Source organism: Rodentibacter heidelbergensis (assembly GCF_002000125.1).
In the GTDB taxonomy this organism is placed as follows: Bacteria; Pseudomonadota; Gammaproteobacteria; order Enterobacterales; family Pasteurellaceae; genus Rodentibacter; species Rodentibacter heidelbergensis.
Genome location: NZ_MLHH01000014.1, coordinates 26,707 through 44,894, shown reverse-complemented (window position 1 = coordinate 44,894; position 18,188 = coordinate 26,707). Strand labels below are relative to the sequence as shown.

Below are 18,188 nucleotides of genomic sequence, written 5' to 3'. Positions count from 1 at the left end.
GCTTTCGCCGATAAATGGAAAGAAAAATGACCGCACTTTTGGTAAAAAAATACCTTAACCCAATACTTTTTCTCCTTTTAGGATTGATGATAAGCGGGGCACTTTGTTATCAGCTTGATCATTTCTCCCATCTCAACAATGCAAAAGGGATAATGACGGATATGCGTTCTCTTGTAATATGGGATATTCGCCTACCCCGACTATTTTTAGCGGTACTGACCGGCGCTGCATTAGCTTTAGCCGGCAATGCGATGCAGGCGGTGTTCCAAAATCCCCTCGCCAGCCCCGGATTGCTCGGCAGTGCCAATGGTGCTACTACTGTCAGCGTCTTTTTACTCTACTATTTTTCCCTTCCAACCGGTCTGTTGCTATTAGGGGGCGTATTGGGTGCATTAACCGCTTTTGCGTTGGTCTATCTCATTGCGCATAAACAAGGCACGACGGTGATGATTTTAAGCGGTGTAGCCGTCAATACACTACTTGCTTCGGCAATCGCCCTTTTACTTTCCAATGCGGAAAGCCCGTGGGCGTTGGCAGAACTTTATCGTTGGCTACAAGGTTCGCTAGTATGGGCAAAAATGGAAACGCTCCTATTCTCACTTCCGATCATCATATTCGGGGCATTTTGCCTGTTTTACACTCGGCGTTATATTGACTTCCTCACTTTTGGAGAAGAAACCGCCGCCACCATGGGCATTGATCCTAAACGGCACTTTTTTATTACCTCATTCGGTGTCGCATTACTGGTGGGCGCAACCATTCCACAAACAGGTACGATCGGTTTTATCGGCTTAATCGCCCCTCATTTTGCCCGTTTATTACTCAAAAAACGCCCCTCCCAGCTTTATATAAGCAGTGCATTAATGGGGGCTTTATTGTTGCTCATCGCCGATCTCAGTGTGCAATATCTGCCACTATTTTCATCGATTTATATCGGCACGCTTACCGCTATCATCGGTGCCCCTGTATTAATTTGGATTTTACTCACACAACAACGGAGGCTTGCCCGTGATTAATATCGAAAAGGTTAGCCAACCTTACGGCTTAACGCGCATCAGCTGTACCATTCCTCAAGGAAAATTAGTGGGCATTATGGGGGCAAATGGGGCAGGCAAATCCACCTTGTTAAAAACCATAGCGGGCATTTTACCTCTCTCAAAGGGGGAAATTTGGCTTAATCAGCGCAAATTAAGTGAAATGACGGCAAGTCAAAAAAGCGAACAACTGGCCTACCTTGCTCAAACCACAGCCATTCATTGGGATCTCTCTGTCTATGAAGTGATTGCCTTGGGCCTCCCCCATTCTCTTAACAGCGCGAAAGAACAAGAAAAAGTGCGGTCGGTTTCAGCACAGTTTTCTGTTTCTAATCTCTTGGACAAGCCCTTTCAACAGCTTTCCGGTGGTGAAAAAGCACGGGTACAACTGGCACGCTGTTGTATTAAAAATACGCCCTTACTCCTTGCTGATGAACCCATTGCACCACTTGATCCCTACTATCAAATCGACATGATGGAACAACTGAAATCCCTCACCCCGAAACAGACCTGTGTCGTAGCCATTCATCATTTATCACTGGCCTACAAATTTTGTGATGAGGTGATTTTACTGGATAAAGGCAAGGTCATTGCCTATGGTGAAACGCAAACCGTACTCAATTCAGACAATCTTGCTAAAGCCTTTCAGGTGCGTGCGGAATTTAACCAAGAGAAAAAGGAAATCTGGGGTATAACGAAATTAAAAGCCTAAGTGGCCTCATTTTTACTTCAAAAAATTCAGCGTAAGTCTTCAATGAAAACTCACGCTGAATGCTAATTTTCTCGACACACCAGCCAAGGGATTTGCCTACCTTGCGCATTTTTATAATAGGTCGAACCATTTTGTCGTGCCACTAAATCCACAAAATAGCCATTAATTGGTTGATAAGAGCGATAAATCACTTCAAATCTCGCCCCTCTCGCATTTAAAGCTCGGTTTTCAATATGATCAAAGGGAATAGGTTTTCCCCCATTTAGCTGAAAATAAATGCCAAAGTTCTCTTTTAAACGGCTTTCTCTTGAAAGCGGAAAGTAGGTTGTTAAATCATCGATGTCCTGCGTTTCAGCATTTTTACAACGATAATAATAACGTTTATAAGCGGTCGGATTATTGAGTTCTGCTTGGCTAATATTCTCTTTTAAGAAACGGGGTTTTGCCGTTTTTTTCGACACCGGTGTACTACAAGCAAAAAGCATTGACATCGCTACACCCAAAAAAATCAGTTTGAATTTGTTCATTGTCATAAAATCGATAAGAAATGAAGCGACTTATCATAGCGGAAATGGCAAATTGTGCAAGCGTAGGAAATATCAAGGAGAAAATGAAATGAAAACTGACTTTTTCCCGCAACAGTGATAGGATAGGCGGAATTTTAGAGCAACCCAATCCAATAAACACAACTATGCCAGCTATTTTAAGAATTGCCACCCGCCAAAGCCCTCTTGCACTTTGGCAGGCAAATTTTGTTAAAAATCGTTTAGAAACCCTTCATCCTACACTGACTGTCGAGCTTGTTCCAATGGTCACGAAAGGTGATGTCATTCTTGATACGCCTTTGGCAAAAATTGGTGGAAAAGGGCTATTTGTCAAAGAGTTAGAAAATGCCCTATTGGAAAAACGGGCGGATATTGCGGTACATTCCATGAAAGATGTGCCAATGCAATTCCCCGAAGGATTGGGATTAAGTGTTATCTGCAAACGGGAAGATCCTCGTGATGCCTTTGTTTCCAATCGCTATACTTCACTGGATGATTTACCTCAAGGGGCGATTGTTGGCACTTCAAGTTTACGTCGCCAATGTCAGCTCAAACAATTACGCCCGGATTTAGATATTCGCTCGTTACGAGGCAATGTCGGCACCCGTTTAAGCAAATTAGATAAAGGCGAATACGATGCCATTATTCTTGCGGCAGCGGGGTTAATTCGTTTAGGAATGAAAGAACGCATCGCTTCCTTTATTGAAACCTCCCTTTCTTTACCGGCAGCCGGTCAAGGTGCAGTGGGAATAGAATGTCGCACCGATGATCTAGAGGTTCAATCCTTGCTGGCACCGCTTGCCGATGAAGAAACGACCGCTTGTGTCTTGGCTGAAAGGGCAATGAATACTCGCTTACAGGGCGGTTGCCAAGTACCTATTGGCGGCTATGCGGTGTTAGACAACAATCAAATTTATTTACAGGCCTTGGTGGGAGAACTTGACGGCTCGGCGATTATTCGTGCAGAAGGAAAAAGTGCGGTCAAAAATGCAGAAGAATTGGGGATACAAATCGCCGAACAGCTACTTGCCCAAGGTGCGGATCGTATTCTGAGCAAGGTTTATTCACAAGGAGAGAAGCAATAATGGCCGTTCTTGTCACCCGCCCTGACGAACGAGGAAAACAATTGGTTGAGCGACTCAATCAATCGGGTATTGTGGCACTGCATCTTCCTTTATTCACCTTTGAAAGCGGAGGGGATTTAGAAGACCTCCCAAAAAAACTCAATCAACTCAACCCTGCCGATTATGTCTTCCTCGTTTCCCAAAGTGCAGTCGATTTTTCCGTAAAAACCCTCAAAGAAACCGGCTTCTGTTGGCGTGAAGATTTACAATACTTTACAGTCGGACAAAGAACCTCACAGTATTTCACCTGTCAAAGCGGACAGGTTGTGCGATACCCAATTAGCCAAGAAAACAGCGAGGCCTTACTTGCACTCCCCCAAATGCAACAGCTCAACGGAAAACAGGTTTTAATTCTCCGTGGCAACGGGGGACGGGAATATTTTGCCGAACAAGCAATACAGCGAGGGGCGAGTGTTGATATTTTAGAATGTTACCGCAGAGTGCCAATCCTCTATAATAAGGAAGAACAAACCAGTATTTGTAAACGTGCCGGTGTTGATACTTTAGTGGTAACCAGCCTCGAAATTCTGCAAGCACTCATTGAATTTGTACCGGAAAATGAGCAAAATTGGCTGAAAAGTTGCCGCTTAGTGACAGTCAGCCCTCGTATTGCAGAAGCAGCGCAACAGCAAGGCTGGCAAAGCGTTACCTTGTCTCCAAAGGCGGACAACCCAAGTTTGTTGAACACATTACTTAGCTCAATGACCTAATAAGGAATGAATATGGCGAAAGATCAATCAAATGAAGTGATAGAAAACCTTGATGAAAGCGTACAAAGTGCGGTTGAAAATCAAGCAGAAATCGCATCCCAACCCGCTCAAACTATTGTTAAAAAAAGTGGTACAGGATTAAGCTTACTGGCTATTTTAATTGCCTTAGGTGTGGGTGCAGCCGGTTATTATTTCGGGCAACAACAAGTGGGTGAAATTCAACAAAAATTGACCGCACTTGAAGGACAGATTGGGCAAACTGCTACCGTTTCCAGCCACAATAACCAAACCGAACAATTTGTTCAGCTTGAAAAAGCCAACAGTGAAACACAAAGCAAAATCACCCAACTTGAACAACAACTTGCAGCAAAAGAACAAGCTTTTAGCACCCTACGCCAACAGCTTGACTATGTCAGCAAACAAGCGGTTGCTCAACAACCTAACGATTGGTTATTTTCTGAAGCCGATTTCTTATTAAACAATGCCTTGCGCAAATTAGTGTTAGACAACGATGTGGATACCGGGGTGTCCTTGCTCAAACTTGCTGATGAGACACTAGCCAAAGTCAACAACACGGAGGCGATGGCCGTTCGTTCTGCCATCAACCAAGATCTCAAACAACTCCTTTCCGTTGACAGTATTGATCAAAATGCCGTGATGCAACGCCTTTCTCAGCTCGCCAATTCGGTGGATGAATTGCCGGTGCTTAATGTGAATTTTGGTGATGATCCTAATTCGGAAAAATTGTCCGATTCGTTAGATGATTGGCAGGCAAATGCAGAAAAAAGTGCGGTCTCTTTTCTAAATCATTTTATTCGTATCAGCCCAAAACAAGGTGCGGATAAAAAAGAGCTGCTTGCTCCAAATCAAGATATTTATTTGCGTGAAAATATCCGTCTGCGTTTGCAATTAGCGATTATGGCCGTTCCACGCCAACAAAATGATCTGTACAAACAATCTTTGGATGCCGTGGCAACTTGGGTGCGTAGCTATTTTGATACTGATGCGGAAGTCACCCAAAATTTCTTAAAATCTATTGATGAATTGGCAGAATTATCCGTTTATGTAGATGTTCCAACCCAATTACAAAGTTTGAACTTGTTGGATAAATATCTCAACCGCGTACCGGCAGAGGTGCAAAAAATCGAAATTGAGGCAGAAAAAGCCCTCAATGAACCGGCTAAATCGGAAGCGGTATCGGAAAATCCAACCAATCATCCGGAAAGCGTTTCTCCGCAAACCAAACCAACCACTGAGCCACAACAATAAGGATAGACTATGTTTAGAACACTATTTTTAATGCTGGCTTTACTCGCCGGACTTATTGCAGGCCCTCATCTTTCCGGTCAGCAAGGTTATGTGCGTATTGAAACGGCGAACAATATTTATGAAATGTCCATCACGACCCTCGTGATCTTATTTGTGGCTACCCTTGCGATCATTTATTTTGTTGAATGGGGTATCAGCCGTTTTCTTCGTTTAAGTAATAATACTTACAGTTGGTTTTCCCGCCGCAAACGGGTGAAAGCACAAAAACAAACCCTTCAAGGTTTAATGAAAATGAACGAGGGCGATTATGCCAAAGCGGAGAAACTTATCGGTAAAAATGCCAAACATTCCGATGAACCGATTTTGAATTTAATCACTGCCGCAGAAGCCGCCCAACAACGTGGTGATGAATTTAGTGCAAACCGCTATTTAATTGAAGCCACAGAGCTTGCTGGTTCTGACAATTTGTTGGTGGAAATTGCCCGCACCCGCATTCTATTACAACAAAACAAATTACCGGCCGCCAGAAGCTCGGTAGATAGCTTGTTGGAAATGACAGATCGCAATAAAGAAGTATTAAAACTTGCTGTTGAAATTTATACCCAATCCAAAGCCTACCAGGCTCTTGATAACATTTTGGATTTAATTCAACGTGCCGGCATATACAATGAAGAAGAATTTAAAGCGATACAGGTTAAAACCGAAAATGGCCTACTTGATGAAAAAATGAATGAAGAAGGCGTGGATGGTTTGCTTGCTTGGTGGGAAGAACAGCCTCGTCGCCGTCGCCAAGACTTAGATTTAAAAGTGGCATTGATTGAGCGTTTAATTGATTGTAATGATCATGAATCCGCTTATGAATTTACCCTCGAAGTGTTGAAAAAATGGGGAGAAAACACCCCATTAAGCCCAACACTTTGCACCCAAATAACCCGCCTACAACCGGTTGATAATACCAAATTAATCAAAATGATCGAAAAACGGGCCAAACGTGCAGATGAAGATCAGCAATGTGGAATCAACCGAGCCTTAGGTTATTTGTATGTTCGCAATAACGAATTTACCAAAGCGGCTGAAGCATTTAAAAAAGTCATCGCTTGTCCAAAACAGCTTGAATCTAACGATACCATGATGGCTATTTATGTCTTTGAACAAGCAGGCGATAACACAACGGCAGAACAAATCCGCCAAGAAAGCCTACGCCATGCGATGTCTCTCCACCCTGAAGAGACAGAAAAAACCGAGGAAAATCCAACCGCACTTTTGGAAAAACAAGCTTAGACGGATAACATCCCCAAACAAAAAGGCACAATACCAATTGTGCCTTTGTTTTTCTCAGAAGATTTATTTCATCAGCAACGCCACAGCTTCGCAGGCGATCCCTTCACCTCTTCCTGTGAAACCTAATTTTTCTGTTGTTGTTGCCTTCACGTTGACTTGTTCAGTATCGCAGGATAAATCAGCGGCAATCACAACACGCATTTCATCAATATAAGGGCGCATTTTGGGGGCTTGGGCAATAATAGTGATATCTACATTCCCAATCTTATAACCTTTTTCTTGAACTTGACGAAAGGCTTCTCTTAACAATCCCCGGCTATCGGCATTTTTATATTGCATATCCGTATCAGGGAAAAGTTTTCCAATATCGCCCAAGGCAGCTGCCCCTAACAGTGCATCAGTTAATGCATGCAGAGCAACATCTCCATCGGAATGGGCGATAAATCCCGTGTGGTAAGGAATGTTAACACCGCCAATAATTAAAGGTCTGTTTTCCCCAAAGGCATGTACATCAAAACCGTGTCCAATTCTTATCATCATTTTTTCCTTGTTAAGTAAAATTCCGCCAAGGCTAAATCTTCTGGGCGGGTCACTTTAATATTATCACTTCTTCCTGCCACCAAGTGCGGTCGAAATCCGGCAAGTTCCATAGCTGAAGCTTCGTCCGTAATCATCTTCTTCTGTTTTAATCCATTTTCAAGCGCATTTTGTAACAAATCGACTCGGAAAAATTGGGGCGTCTGAGCCTGCCAAAGTTGTGAGCGATCTTCTGTGGTGATAATCTTGCTATTTTCATCACTACGCTTGATGGTATCTGTCACCGGAATCGCAAGAATCGCGCCATTTTCATCATGGATTTCTAATAACTTATTTAAATCGGCTTCTGTTAAACAAGGTCTTGCCGCATCATGCACCAATGCCCAAGCATTTTTTTCCTCAATCACATTAAGTGCATTGAGGACAGAATTCGCCCGAGTTTCTCCCCCTTCAACAAGTTGGATTTTTTCATGGGAAAGGAAGTGAAGTTCAGCAAAATAGGGATCTTTTTTACCTAATGCCACGATAATTCGATCAATGGAACGATGAGTTAGCATAATATTTAACGTATGCTCCAAAATCGTTTTGCCTAACACCGTTAAATATTGTTTGGGCTTATCCGCTTTCATTCGGCTTCCCACTCCGGCAGCAGGAATCACGGCAATGATTTTTCGTGACATTATTTATGCTCTTTCACAATATGGTAAAAAGTTTCGTTTTCTTTTACGAGATCGTGCTGCATTCTCGCCCGTTCCTCAATGGATTCAAACCCTTTTGTTAGCCCCTGAATTTCAGCTGAAATCATTTGATTTCTCTGCACCAATTTTTCATTTTCCGCTTTATTTTCAATAATTTGTGCTGACACTGCTTTGTAATCAAAATAACCATTCTTACCAAACCAAAGATCGTATTGGAAAAGTGCAAGAATCCCCACAAGGATAGCAATAAATATCCGCATAAAATTTCGTCTGACTAATAATAAAAGGCTTATAGTTTATCTTGAAATAACGTGAAAGGCGATGAAAAAAGATGTTCTTCCACTGAAATTCAATGTCATCGTTTATAAAAGTATTGCTCAGCAATTTTCTCAACTCGCTAGGCTGACACACTATATTTATAAAATACGAAATGATTGAATATCATTTGATAAAAAAGGATGCCACATAAAGCATCCTTATTTATTTCTACGAAAAAATACGACTAGCAAATATGGCCTGCGGTGATAAGGATATCTTTTTCATTATCCAGTACAGCTTGAGCTGCCAGACGTAAACCTTTTACAATCACATCTAAAGCCATCGTCGGTTGCGTGCCTAGCGTGTCTTGTTCCGGTAATAATGGGATATGGATGAAGCCATGCTTAACGCCTTTATCCCGTAAATAATGCTGAATACCGTAAAATACATGGTTACAAACAAATGTGCCTGCGGTATTTGAAACCTGACAGGGAATCCCGTTCTCTCGTAATGTACGAATAATCGCTTTGATCGGTAATGTAGTGAAATAAGCATCGGGACCATCAGCTACAATAGGTTCATCGATAGGCTGATTTCCCCCGTTATCAGGAATACGAAAATCATCGACATTAATAGCAATACGCTCTGGTGTAATGCCTATGCGTCCCGCTGCTTGGCCTATTGTCATCACATAATCGGGCTGATATTGCTCAATCGCCGCAATGATCGTATCAAGTGCTTTATATCGCGTAACAGGGACTTCACAAGTCACAATCTCTCCCCCATCTAATTTAACATGGGCTAACTGATTAACCGCTTCAAGGGCGGGATTAATTGTTGCGCCACCAAAAGGCTCAAAACCGGTGATTAAGATTTTTTTCATTCTATCCCTCCATTAAAAGGCAAACCGATACATGATGAGAATATTAAAAATAAGCAGTATAAACCCAGGTATAACCTGCATTGAAATAACATGATGTTTATTTTTGAGTTCAAGCAATGCGGCAGGAACAATATTGAAATTGGCTGCCATTGGTGTCATTAACGTACCACAATACCCTGATAACATACCAAGTACACCGATAATTGCCGGATTTCCGCCATTTTCAATAACAAGTAGTGGAATACCAATACCGGTTGTCATCACAGCAAAAGCTGCAAAAGCGTTTCCCATTACAATGGTGAATAGCATCATCCCTACACAATAAGCAATCACCTTAATCAATAGAATATTCTCTGGGATCATCATTTTCACGATACCTGCCACGGTATCCCCTACACCGGCTTGATTAAAGAGATAACCAAGTGCGGCTAAAAATTGTGATAAAATCGCCGCCCATCCGATAGAATCAAGCAGTCTACGACCTTCATGTAAGCTTTGTACGGTTTTACCTTTTGTTATCAAAAGGGCTATGATAATAGAAACCACCGAGCTTAACCCAAGCCCAACCAATACCCCTAGTTTGGTAAACTGGCTAATTAATATGGTACCAAGAGGAACAATAAGGGCAGGAATAAACAGTTTATTTTTCAATAGAGAGGCTTTTTCCTTACGCTCTTTATCGGTGGTGGTACCATAATTTCCCTGCCCCATGAAACCACCGGCTGCAAGCACGGTGAGAATTAATACCATCGCACCAATTAACCAGTTCGGCACAACTTTTCCTAAAATAAAGGTCATTCCATAAATTAACCAAAACAATCCGCTTCCGATCCGTTTAGGGTTATCCTTATCTAAAAATGTTTGTACAGCGAATGCGAGCAATAATAGCCCTGTGGCTTGATAGATATATTCTAACATGGCTTATTTCCCCTCTTTTTCGATAGATACTGAGGAGACAGAGGCATTTACTCCGGCACTAACCAGTTTTGTATAAATACCGAATACCACAAGAGAGGCAACTGCAGTTGGTAATGCCCATAGCGCCATGGTTTCTAATGAAACATCAAGTTTATTTTCTGTCATGACACCTTTGATAAGCAGCAAACCACTTGCGCCAATAAATAAGAGCTGACTAAAAAAATTCGCAAAATTTTCGCTTGCCGCTGATAAAGCTCGAATACTTTGACGTTTATCATCAGCAAGATGAGGGGAGGATTTTTCAGCGGCAGCCTCTGCCATCGGCGCAATTAAAGGGCGAATCATTGAAGGGTGTCCTCCGATATGTAATCCCATACTATTTGTGATCTTACGCAATACGACATAAGTCATAATAATTTTACTTACAGAGGCTTTTTTCATTGAATTAATCAGATTTTCAGCATGTTGACGCAAACCATAGCGTTCAAGCATACCAATCATAGGAAGGATAAGAATAAAGAGGGACATATAACGGTTTTGAGTAAAAGATTGCCCTAAATTAGACAAAATATCCAATACCGGCATGCCTGCAACCAGCCCGGTTGTCACACCGGCGACTAAAATCACCAGTAGTGTATTGAGCCTTAATGCCAGCCCCACTGTCACAATGACAATCCCAATTAATGGCCATAGATTAATCATAATCACCTCCTATATGGTTACCCCTAAGTGATTTATGAAAAACGGCCTGAACATCTCAAAATAACTTAGGTTAATTTCGTATTATTAAACGCTGTTTATCATGCTTTAGGCATTGATACAGATAAAGATGTGAGATTCTCACCAACAAAACACCTAAGATTCACATTCGTACAGACTTTATACAAAAAACGGTGGCAATTCAACCTTTACAATGAGGCACACTATGTATCCCAGTATTAGAATATAACTTTAAAGCCGTGCTTTTTCTCCACCAAATTCGTCTAATAAATTTTCAATGAGTTTGCTAAGAATACCTGTCATTAAAACAAAGTCTGCATCAAACCGCTGAGCGAAATCTTCTTTTAAAATATCGTCATTTTTTTCACGAACCGTATCAGCAAATTTTAACCGTTTGAGTGTGCAATCCTCGTTCAAAATGAAAGTGAGGGTATCTTCCCATTCCAATGCCAATTTGCTGACCACTTTTTCGCCTTCTTGTAAAAGGGCGAGTATTTCTTCGTTTTCAAGGGGTTGTTTTTTGCAACGAATTACACTGTCTTCTTGGCTACCACGCAGTTCGGCTTCTTCAAGGGCTATCAGCCAATGTGGCAAACTTTCTTGCGTGATCCAATTTGTCATCACGGTGCTAGGCTCATGGGCAAAAGCAAGCGGTACGACAGGCAAAGAGCCGAGGGATTTTCGCAATAAAGCCAGGGCATCTTCTGCTCGTTTGCTTGAGGAGGCATCCACATGAATAAGCTGATTTTCCGTATCAATCCATAATGCGGTATGTTGATTTTTACTAAAAGCACGAGGTAAGAGATTCATCACCACATCATCTTTTAAGGTTTGCTTTTCCACCTTTTTCAATTTTCGATTTTCTTTTTGCTCCAAACTCTCAATGCGTTCATCCAATTCACGTTTTACCACATTTGCCGGCAGGATTTTTTCTTCCTTTTTTGCCACGAGTAAAATGTGATTGCCCACAGAAAAATAAAGTAAATCCGAGCCTTGCAACGGATAGCTCCAACCAAATTTACTTTGATCTTGAGCCCCACAGGGATGAAATTGGCAACTTTCAAGCTGAGTTTGAAGCTGATTGCGCTCCCATTCCAAAGGCTTGGTGAGTCTATAACTCATTAAATTTTTAAACCACATCGTACAGATCCTTCATAATCGGGTAAAATGGGCAACATTGTAGCCGATAAACTCAAGGGAAAAAATGATGCAGCAAAAATTAATCGCCTTTATTGGCGGTGGCAATATGGCACAAGCGATCGTATTTGGGTTATTAAAACAGGGTTATCCCGCAGCACAAATTCTTGTGAATGACCCCAATGAAGAAAAACGAGCCTATTTTGCCAAACTGGGGGTGCAAACAGCAGAAAATAATGCAGAAAGTGCCGCTCGAGCAGAAGTGGTGGTATTGGCGGTAAAACCACAAATCATAGCAGATGTTTGTGCGCCATTAAGTGCGGTGGATTTTTCCGATAAATTACTGATTTCTATTGCCGCAGGCATTTCCACCGCCCGATTACAAGCCCTGATCCCAAGTGCAAAATCCGTTGTACGAGTAATGCCGAATACCCCCGCCTTGGTGGGAGAAGGAATGGCGGGATTATTTGCCCCTGAAAATACGCCGAAAACTGACCGCACTTTTGCGCAAGCTTTGTTAAATGCAGTGGGTAAAACGCAGTGGGTGAAAGAGGAAAATCAAATGCATGCCGTCACAGCCGCATCCGGCAGTAGCCCGGCCTATTTCTTTTTAATGCTGGAAGCTATGCAACAGGCATTGGTTGAAATGAATATGGAGGCCGACACTGCCCGTCAGTTTGTGCAACAAACCATGTTAGGGGCGGCCAAAATGGTGGTGGAAAACCCGCAAACCGCACTTTCTACCCTAAGAGAAAACGTGACCTCAAAAGGGGGAACGACCGCTGCGGCGTTAGAGGTATTTCATCGCCAACAATTTAATCACATTGTGGCGGAAGCCATGCAAGCCTGTGTGGCACGTTCACAAGAAATGGAAACCTTATTCTAATGCAAATTCGTCCCTTTTACTGGCTCGCCTTGAGCTTTCTTGGCTACTATTGTGCTTATGGTGTCTTTTTACCGTTTTTTCCGGCATGGTTGAAATCACAACAATATGGCGAAGAAATGATCGGCCTTGTCATTGGTAGTGCCTATATTTTCCGTTTCATTGGAGGATTATTTTTCTCTTCATTAATTAAAAAAGCCGATCACCTCATCAATGCACTGCGTTTACTGGCGTTAGCTTCCGCCCTAATTATGGCGACAATGAGCTTGGTTGCCCACAATTTCTGGTTGCTGTTTTCGGCGATTGGGCTTTTTGCTATGGTGAATTCCGCCGGTATGCCCATTGGGGATTCCTTGGCTTCCACCTGGCAACGCCAAATTGGATTGGATTATGGCAAAGTTAGGCTGATTGGTTCTATCGCCTTTATTTTAGGGGTGGTGGTGTTTGGTGGCATGATCGGTTGGCTGGGCGAACAAAATACCGTGTGGATTTTGACCGCACTTTTGTTGTTTTATACTATCATTCAGTTATTCAAACCGACCATTGCCCCGAAAGATGAACCTTTAGAAGAAGGGGCGACAAAGCAAATCCGTTTTTTAGCCCTATTAAAAAATCCCATCACCTTACGCATTATGCTGGCAGGCGGGCTAATCCAAGGATCCCATGCTGCTTATTATGTCTATAGCACCATCTATTGGACGGGCATCGGTATTTCCGTGCCCCAAACCAGCTTGCTTTGGGGCATTGGCGTACTCGCAGAAATCCTCTTGTTTTTCTTTTCACGGCGTTTATTCCAAAATTGGTCGGTAAGCCGTATTTTCTTTTTATCCGGGTTCGTGGCGGTTTTACGTTGGGCCGGTTTGGCTTATGCCAACACCTTTTGGCAGATTTTACCCCTTCAACTGGCACATAGCCTCACTTATGCGGCTTGTCATTATGCTATGGTGCGTTATATCAGCACACAACCACAAAGCCATATTGCGAAATTACAAGGTCTGTATAACGGTTTATCTAATGGCGCACTGATCGCCCTCTTTACAGCAATTTCAGGTCTCATTTACCCTATTTCACCTACGATGACATTCTTGCTAATGAGCGGTATTGGCGCGGTATCATTTTTCGTTATTCCACGCAAATTGAATGCTTTTTTGGTGAAAACAAATTAATCATCGCAAGAGGACGCAATGAAAAACACTGCATTAGTTGATTTATTCCTCAATGAATATTGGATTGAAAAAGGGCTTTCAGAAAACACGGTGCAATCTTACCGCTTAGATCTGACCGCACTTTGCGATTGGTTAGATAAAAACAATCTTTCTTTGGAAACCCTCGATGCAATAGATTTACAAGGGTTTCTTGGTGAGCGTGTGGAACAGGGCTATAAGGCAACGAGTACGGCTCGAATGCTCAGTGCAATGCGAAAACTCTTTCAATATTTATACCGAGAAAAATATCGCACAGATGATCCCACGGCTATCCTCAGCTCACCGAAATTACCGACTCGCTTACCCAAATACCTCAGTGAACAACAGGTAAGTGATCTATTAAATACCCCTGATGTGGATATCCCTTTAGAACTGCGGGATAAAGCCATGTTGGAATTACTTTATGCCACAGGTTTGCGTGTGACGGAATTGGTTTCACTCACCATTGAAAATATGAGCGTACAACAAGGTGTGGTGCGGGTGATTGGTAAAGGCAATAAAGAACGGATTGTACCCATGGGCGAAGAAGCCGCCTATTGGATCCGTCAATTTATGCTTTATGGTCGCCCTCTGTTATTGAATGGGCAAAGTTCGGATATTGTATTTCCCAGCCAACGCGCCCAACAAATGACCCGACAAACCTTTTGGCACCGGGTAAAACACTATGCGATCTTAGCCAATATTGACACTGATACCCTCTCCCCCCATGTGCTCCGCCACGCCTTTGCTACTCATTTAGTCAATCATGGGGCCGATTTACGGGTGGTACAAATGCTTCTTGGACACAGCGATTTATCCACCACACAAATCTATACCCATGTGGCAAAAGAACGCTTAAAACGCTTGCATGAAAGATTTCATCCGAGGGGGTAAAGCCCTATTATTTTTCCCCTATTTTACTCGGAAAACTTGTAATAGGATTGAATTATCCTTTAATGTTTAACTTCTCAGCCATCACAGCGGCAAATTCATTAAGCATCCTATAGCGTTTTCGATACATAGAACGTTTTTTACTTGGGATATCATCAAGGCTTTTCTTCTCTTCCAAAGGGAGTATCCAATAATCTTTTCGCTGTCCGCCTGATTCTGAAAAAATAGCATCATAATCCACGCTATAGTGTTTAGACTGAATAAAACGGGATTTATTTTGGTATTTTTGAGGAATACCCAGTAATGTTTTAAACCCTAAAATCCTAGTGAGGGCTTTCATCGTTTCCACCATCAAATAAGCCGGACGTAGCCCGTGACAGGCTTTAGTTAATTGTTTCACCATCTCTTTTGCCCCGTTAAAATTAGGGCCTTGCACAACGGCAATCAACAAGGCATCCCCCAGTTTGGCAAAGGTGAGCAAATACACCAATTCATTTTGTGGTTTGTGCCACAATTCCAATACCCAATACCCCTCCATCGGTTGATGCGTGGTCATACTCAATGTCATTTCAAAATCAGGGATAATCTCACCAAAACTGAGTGGCTGTTTCCACAATGGGATTGAAAGTGCGGTCAATTTTTCAGGTAAAAATAATAGGTTATCGCAAATGGCGACAAAACGTTGTGATGCGGTGAAACGTTTATCTAAAAAGCGACAAACCAAAGGGTAACTATAATTGACACGTTCATTCAATAGCTCAATAAGAAAGGGATGTTGATTAACAAAATGTTCAAATTTTTTGATCCAATGGCGGTGTAAAAAACTACGCAATTGATAACGCAAGCGTTTTAAATGATCGGAACGACCGGGGCGGTCGGGATGAATCACATTGGCTTTTACCCAAGTGTATTGTGGTGTTTTCATTTTATTGTTTGTATAAATAATTCCTTAGGGAAAGGCTATTCTACACCTCTACATCATTTCAGCAAATTGTCGAACTGTGCTATGCTTAGTCGCAACAGATGAAAGGAAAAATTATGGCTGAAATTAAACTGAATTATCACAAAACCCATTTTCTTACGAGTGCACCGAATATCCGTGCCATTCCGGAAGATAGTGGTATTGAAATCGCTTTTGCAGGGCGCTCAAATGCAGGAAAATCCACAGCACTCAATGCGTTAACCAATCAAAAAAATCTTGCCCGCACCTCTAAAACACCGGGGCGTACTCAACTCATTAACTTATTTGAGGTCGAACCACATTGCAAATTGGTGGATTTACCGGGTTACGGCTATGCCGCCGTACCGGAGCAAATGAAAATTCAGTGGCAAAAATCCTTAGGGGAATATTTACAAAAACGTGAATGTTTAGCAGGACTGGTTGTGTTGATGGATATTCGTCACCCGTTAAAAGATCTTGATCAACAAATGATTGAATGGGCAGTTTCTGCCAATTTACCGGTTTTACTGTTACTCACTAAAGCCGACAAATTAAGCCAAAGCGCACGGAGTAAACAGGTAAAAATGGTGCGGGAGGCGATTCTTCCTTTCCAAGGCGATATTCAAGTGGAAGCCTTTTCAGCACAAAATAAAATCGGTATTGATAAATTGGCGGCAAAATTAGATGATTGGTTTTCTCCGGTTTTTGCAAAGTAAAATATGAATTTTGCGGTTAAGATCGTAAAAAAAGCCTGTGGTGAGTGATTTCATCACAGGCTTTTTTATAGTACGAAAATCTTTTCAATTTTAACCGCACTTTTTAAACCTATGTCCCTTGCCATTGTTTATAGCCGAGCCTCTATGGGCGTTCAAGCCCCACTTGTTACCATTGAAGTCCATTTAAGTAACGGAAAACCGGGATTTACTCTTGTGGGCTTACCTGAAAAAACGGTGAAAGAAGCACAAGATCGCGTGCGTAGTGCATTGATGAACGCACAATTTAAATATCCGGCAAAACGTATCACAGTCAATCTAGCACCGGCAGATTTACCGAAAGAAGGAGGGCGATTTGATCTCCCTATTGCCATTGGCATTTTAGCGGCTTCCGATCAATTAGATGCCTCAAGATTAAAAGGTTTTGAATTTGTGGGCGAACTTGCATTAACCGGACATTTGAGAGGTGTCCATGGTGTGATCCCTGCAATTATTGCAGCACAAAAAGCGAAACGGGAGCTTATCATTGCCAAGCAAAATGCCAACGAAGCCTCGTTAGTGTCTGGGCAAGATACTTATTTTGCGCAAACGCTACTTGATGTGGTGCAATTTCTCAATAATCAGGAAAAATTACCCAGCACCACTGAATTAACCCAAGAAAGTGCGGTCAATTTTCTCCCTCAACATCACTTAGATTTAACGGATATCATTGGTCAACAGCATGCTAAACGGGCGCTAACCATTGCTGCAGCCGGGCAACACAATCTCCTTTTCCTTGGCCCACCGGGAACGGGAAAAACCATGCTGGCAAGCCGTTTAACCGCCCTGTTACCGGAAATGACCGATCAAGAAGCCATTGAAACTGCCTCAGTGACAAGCCTTGTGCAAAATGAACTCAATCTCTACAATTGGAAGCAACGCCCTTTTCGTTCTCCACATCACAGTGCCTCGTTACCGGCACTCGTGGGCGGAGGAACAATCCCAAAACCGGGCGAAATTTCTTTGGCGCATAATGGCGTGCTTTTTTTAGATGAATTACCGGAGTTTGAACGAAAAGTATTAGATGCCTTACGTCAACCGCTGGAAAGTGGCGAAATTGTTATCTCAAGAGCCAATGCCAAAATTCAATTTCCCGCCCGTTTTCAATTAGTGGCGGCAATGAACCCCAGCCCGACAGGGCATTATACGGGCACTCATAATCGCACCTCACCACAACAAATTATGCGTTATCTCAATCGTTTATCCGGGCCGTTTTTGGATCGATTTGATTTATCCATTGAAGTGCCGCTTCTGCCACAAGGAAGCTTACAACATTCAGGGGATCGAGGTGAAAGCAGTGCACAAGTGCGGGAAAAAGTATTAAAAGTAAGGGAAATTCAATTAGCCCGAGCCGGTAAAATCAATGCTTATCTAACCGGCAAAGAAATTGAACGTGATTGTAAATTAAAAGAAAAAGAGGCGTTATTTCTTGAAAAGGCATTGAATAAATTGGGGCTTTCCGTGCGTGCCTACCACCGTATTTTAAAAGTTTCACGCACTATTGCCGATTTAAATGGGGAAAAACATATCTCCCAAGCCCATTTGGCAGAAGCCTTGGGCTATCGGGCAATGGATAGGTTATTGCAAAAACTCGTTAACCTATGACGATTGTGAGCCAACAATAAATTGATGTTGGTTGATAGAGCGATGAATATAGGTTGTAACAAAAGTATTCCCCAACATAGGTGAGGGTTTCAGGATGACGCATAAAT

General features: G+C 42.4%; 20 protein-coding genes. 11 read left to right on the top strand and 9 right to left on the bottom strand.

Annotated features, from left to right (window positions below; translation table 11 throughout):
• Positions 1 to 26 precede the first annotated feature (26 nt).
• A complete protein-coding gene (locus tag BKK48_RS06895; protein ID WP_077427402.1) occupies positions 27 to 1,016 on the top strand; it encodes a FecCD family ABC transporter permease in 990 nt (329 codons plus the stop codon).
• Positions 1,009 to 1,746 (top strand): ABC transporter ATP-binding protein, encoded by a 738-nt coding sequence (locus tag BKK48_RS06890; RefSeq protein ID WP_077427401.1) that lies wholly within the window; start codon positions 1,009 to 1,011, stop codon positions 1,744 to 1,746. Before BKK48_RS06895 ends, BKK48_RS06890 begins: the two co-directional genes overlap by 8 nt.
• Before the next feature lie 62 nt (positions 1,747 to 1,808).
• Here BKK48_RS06890 and BKK48_RS06885 read toward each other — a convergent pair whose 3' ends face one another.
• A complete protein-coding gene (locus BKK48_RS06885; protein ID WP_077427400.1) occupies positions 1,809 to 2,273 on the bottom strand; it encodes a hypothetical protein in 465 nt (154 codons plus the stop codon).
• A gap of 164 nt (positions 2,274 to 2,437) precedes the next feature.
• Here BKK48_RS06885 and hemC point away from each other — a divergent pair, with 164 nt between their 5' ends.
• From hemC to BKK48_RS06865, 4 genes are read left to right on the top strand one after another with little or no spacing between them, the layout of a single operon-like run.
• Positions 2,438 to 3,376, top strand: coding sequence for a hydroxymethylbilane synthase (gene hemC, locus BKK48_RS06880; RefSeq protein ID WP_077427399.1), 939 nt, complete (start codon positions 2,438 to 2,440; stop codon positions 3,374 to 3,376).
• Complete coding sequence (locus tag BKK48_RS06875; RefSeq protein WP_077427398.1) at positions 3,376 to 4,125, top strand: uroporphyrinogen-III synthase; 750 nt, start codon at positions 3,376 to 3,378, stop codon at positions 4,123 to 4,125. The genes hemC and BKK48_RS06875 overlap by 1 nt, the downstream gene beginning before the upstream one ends.
• Positions 4,126 to 4,137: 12 nt before the next feature.
• Positions 4,138 to 5,394, top strand: a complete 1,257-nt coding sequence (locus BKK48_RS06870; RefSeq protein ID WP_077427397.1) for a uroporphyrinogen-III C-methyltransferase — start codon at positions 4,138 to 4,140, stop codon at positions 5,392 to 5,394.
• A gap of 9 nt (positions 5,395 to 5,403) precedes the next feature.
• Entirely contained in the window at positions 5,404 to 6,675 is a 1,272-nt protein-coding gene (locus BKK48_RS06865; RefSeq protein ID WP_077427396.1) for a heme biosynthesis protein HemY, read from the top strand.
• Between the two features lie 63 nt (positions 6,676 to 6,738).
• On the opposite strand, the gene ispF is transcribed toward BKK48_RS06865, so the two are convergent.
• The 7 genes from ispF to rdgC all read right to left on the bottom strand — a co-directional run bounded on the left by ispF (position 6,739) and on the right by rdgC (position 11,829).
• Positions 6,739 to 7,212 (bottom strand): 2-C-methyl-D-erythritol 2,4-cyclodiphosphate synthase, encoded by a 474-nt coding sequence (gene ispF, locus BKK48_RS06860; protein ID WP_077427395.1) that lies wholly within the window; start codon positions 7,210 to 7,212, stop codon positions 6,739 to 6,741.
• A complete protein-coding gene (gene ispD, locus BKK48_RS06855) occupies positions 7,212 to 7,892 on the bottom strand; it encodes a 2-C-methyl-D-erythritol 4-phosphate cytidylyltransferase (RefSeq protein WP_077427394.1) in 681 nt (226 codons plus the stop codon). The genes ispF and ispD overlap by 1 nt, the downstream gene beginning before the upstream one ends.
• Positions 7,892 to 8,170: a cell division protein FtsB gene (ftsB, locus tag BKK48_RS06850; RefSeq protein WP_077420966.1), complete on the bottom strand. Its 279-nt coding sequence runs from the start codon at positions 8,168 to 8,170 to the stop codon at positions 7,892 to 7,894. Before ftsB ends, ispD begins: the two co-directional genes overlap by 1 nt.
• A gap of 242 nt (positions 8,171 to 8,412) precedes the next feature.
• The gene (gene pcp, locus BKK48_RS06845; protein ID WP_077427393.1) at positions 8,413 to 9,051 is read right to left on the bottom strand and encodes a pyroglutamyl-peptidase I; all 639 of its coding nucleotides are present in this window, start codon (positions 9,049 to 9,051) and stop codon (positions 8,413 to 8,415) included.
• Positions 9,052 to 9,063: 12 nt separating this feature from the next.
• The gene (locus BKK48_RS06840) at positions 9,064 to 9,969 is read right to left on the bottom strand and encodes a DUF979 domain-containing protein (protein ID WP_077427392.1); all 906 of its coding nucleotides are present in this window, start codon (positions 9,967 to 9,969) and stop codon (positions 9,064 to 9,066) included.
• A gap of 3 nt (positions 9,970 to 9,972) precedes the next feature.
• Positions 9,973 to 10,671, bottom strand: coding sequence for a DUF969 domain-containing protein (locus BKK48_RS06835; RefSeq protein ID WP_077427391.1), 699 nt, complete (start codon positions 10,669 to 10,671; stop codon positions 9,973 to 9,975).
• A 249-nt stretch (positions 10,672 to 10,920) separates the two neighbouring features.
• Complete coding sequence (gene rdgC / locus BKK48_RS06830; RefSeq protein WP_077427390.1) at positions 10,921 to 11,829, bottom strand: recombination-associated protein RdgC; 909 nt, start codon at positions 11,827 to 11,829, stop codon at positions 10,921 to 10,923.
• A gap of 67 nt (positions 11,830 to 11,896) precedes the next feature.
• On the opposite strand from rdgC, the gene proC reads away from it, so the two are divergent.
• The 3 genes from proC to xerD are packed head-to-tail and all read left to right on the top strand — an operon-like array spanning position 11,897 to position 14,787.
• The gene (gene proC, locus BKK48_RS06825) at positions 11,897 to 12,712 is read left to right on the top strand and encodes a pyrroline-5-carboxylate reductase (RefSeq protein ID WP_077427389.1); all 816 of its coding nucleotides are present in this window, start codon (positions 11,897 to 11,899) and stop codon (positions 12,710 to 12,712) included.
• Positions 12,712 to 13,875, top strand: a complete 1,164-nt coding sequence (locus BKK48_RS06820) for a 3-phenylpropionate MFS transporter (RefSeq protein ID WP_077427388.1) — start codon at positions 12,712 to 12,714, stop codon at positions 13,873 to 13,875. Before proC ends, BKK48_RS06820 begins: the two co-directional genes overlap by 1 nt.
• A gap of 18 nt (positions 13,876 to 13,893) precedes the next feature.
• Positions 13,894 to 14,787 carry a site-specific tyrosine recombinase XerD gene (xerD, locus tag BKK48_RS06815; RefSeq protein WP_077427387.1) on the top strand — a complete coding sequence of 298 codons (894 nt, stop codon included), beginning with the start codon at positions 13,894 to 13,896 and terminating at the stop codon, positions 14,785 to 14,787.
• A 52-nt stretch (positions 14,788 to 14,839) separates the two neighbouring features.
• On the opposite strand, the gene BKK48_RS06810 is transcribed toward xerD, so the two are convergent.
• Entirely contained in the window at positions 14,840 to 15,709 is an 870-nt protein-coding gene (locus BKK48_RS06810; protein WP_077427386.1) for a VirK/YbjX family protein, read from the bottom strand.
• A 113-nt stretch (positions 15,710 to 15,822) separates the two neighbouring features.
• Here BKK48_RS06810 and yihA point away from each other — a divergent pair, with 113 nt between their 5' ends.
• Together yihA and BKK48_RS06800 are read left to right on the top strand one after the other, a co-directional pair.
• Positions 15,823 to 16,440 (top strand): ribosome biogenesis GTP-binding protein YihA/YsxC, encoded by a 618-nt coding sequence (yihA, locus tag BKK48_RS06805; protein ID WP_077427385.1) that lies wholly within the window; start codon positions 15,823 to 15,825, stop codon positions 16,438 to 16,440.
• Between the two features lie 111 nt (positions 16,441 to 16,551).
• Positions 16,552 to 18,081, top strand: a complete 1,530-nt coding sequence (locus BKK48_RS06800; RefSeq protein WP_077427384.1) for a YifB family Mg chelatase-like AAA ATPase — start codon at positions 16,552 to 16,554, stop codon at positions 18,079 to 18,081.
• Positions 18,082 to 18,188 lie beyond the last annotated feature (107 nt).

Coding starts and splice junctions, on each gene's coding strand:
- BKK48_RS06895 (WP_077427402.1), top strand. CDS start 27: ATGACCGCACTTTTGGTAAAAAAATACCTTAACCCAATACTTTTTCTC.
- BKK48_RS06885 (WP_077427400.1), bottom strand. CDS start 2,273: ATGAACAAATTCAAACTGATTTTTTTGGGTGTAGCGATGTCAATGCTT.
- hemC (WP_077427399.1), top strand. CDS start 2,438: ATGCCAGCTATTTTAAGAATTGCCACCCGCCAAAGCCCTCTTGCACTT.
- BKK48_RS06875 (WP_077427398.1), top strand. CDS start 3,376: ATGGCCGTTCTTGTCACCCGCCCTGACGAACGAGGAAAACAATTGGTT.
- BKK48_RS06870 (WP_077427397.1), top strand. CDS start 4,138: ATGGCGAAAGATCAATCAAATGAAGTGATAGAAAACCTTGATGAAAGC.
- BKK48_RS06865 (WP_077427396.1), top strand. CDS start 5,404: ATGTTTAGAACACTATTTTTAATGCTGGCTTTACTCGCCGGACTTATT.
- ispF (WP_077427395.1), bottom strand. CDS start 7,212: ATGATAAGAATTGGACACGGTTTTGATGTACATGCCTTTGGGGAAAAC.
- ispD (WP_077427394.1), bottom strand. CDS start 7,892: ATGTCACGAAAAATCATTGCCGTGATTCCTGCTGCCGGAGTGGGAAGC.
- ftsB (WP_077420966.1), bottom strand. CDS start 8,170: ATGCGGATATTTATTGCTATCCTTGTGGGGATTCTTGCACTTTTCCAA.
- pcp (WP_077427393.1), bottom strand. CDS start 9,051: ATGAAAAAAATCTTAATCACCGGTTTTGAGCCTTTTGGTGGCGCAACA.
- BKK48_RS06840 (WP_077427392.1), bottom strand. CDS start 9,969: ATGTTAGAATATATCTATCAAGCCACAGGGCTATTATTGCTCGCATTC.
- BKK48_RS06835 (WP_077427391.1), bottom strand. CDS start 10,671: ATGATTAATCTATGGCCATTAATTGGGATTGTCATTGTGACAGTGGGG.
- rdgC (WP_077427390.1), bottom strand. CDS start 11,829: ATGTGGTTTAAAAATTTAATGAGTTATAGACTCACCAAGCCTTTGGAA.
- proC (WP_077427389.1), top strand. CDS start 11,897: ATGCAGCAAAAATTAATCGCCTTTATTGGCGGTGGCAATATGGCACAA.
- BKK48_RS06820 (WP_077427388.1), top strand. CDS start 12,712: ATGCAAATTCGTCCCTTTTACTGGCTCGCCTTGAGCTTTCTTGGCTAC.
- xerD (WP_077427387.1), top strand. CDS start 13,894: ATGAAAAACACTGCATTAGTTGATTTATTCCTCAATGAATATTGGATT.
- BKK48_RS06810 (WP_077427386.1), bottom strand. CDS start 15,709: ATGAAAACACCACAATACACTTGGGTAAAAGCCAATGTGATTCATCCC.
- yihA (WP_077427385.1), top strand. CDS start 15,823: ATGGCTGAAATTAAACTGAATTATCACAAAACCCATTTTCTTACGAGT.
- BKK48_RS06800 (WP_077427384.1), top strand. CDS start 16,552: ATGTCCCTTGCCATTGTTTATAGCCGAGCCTCTATGGGCGTTCAAGCC.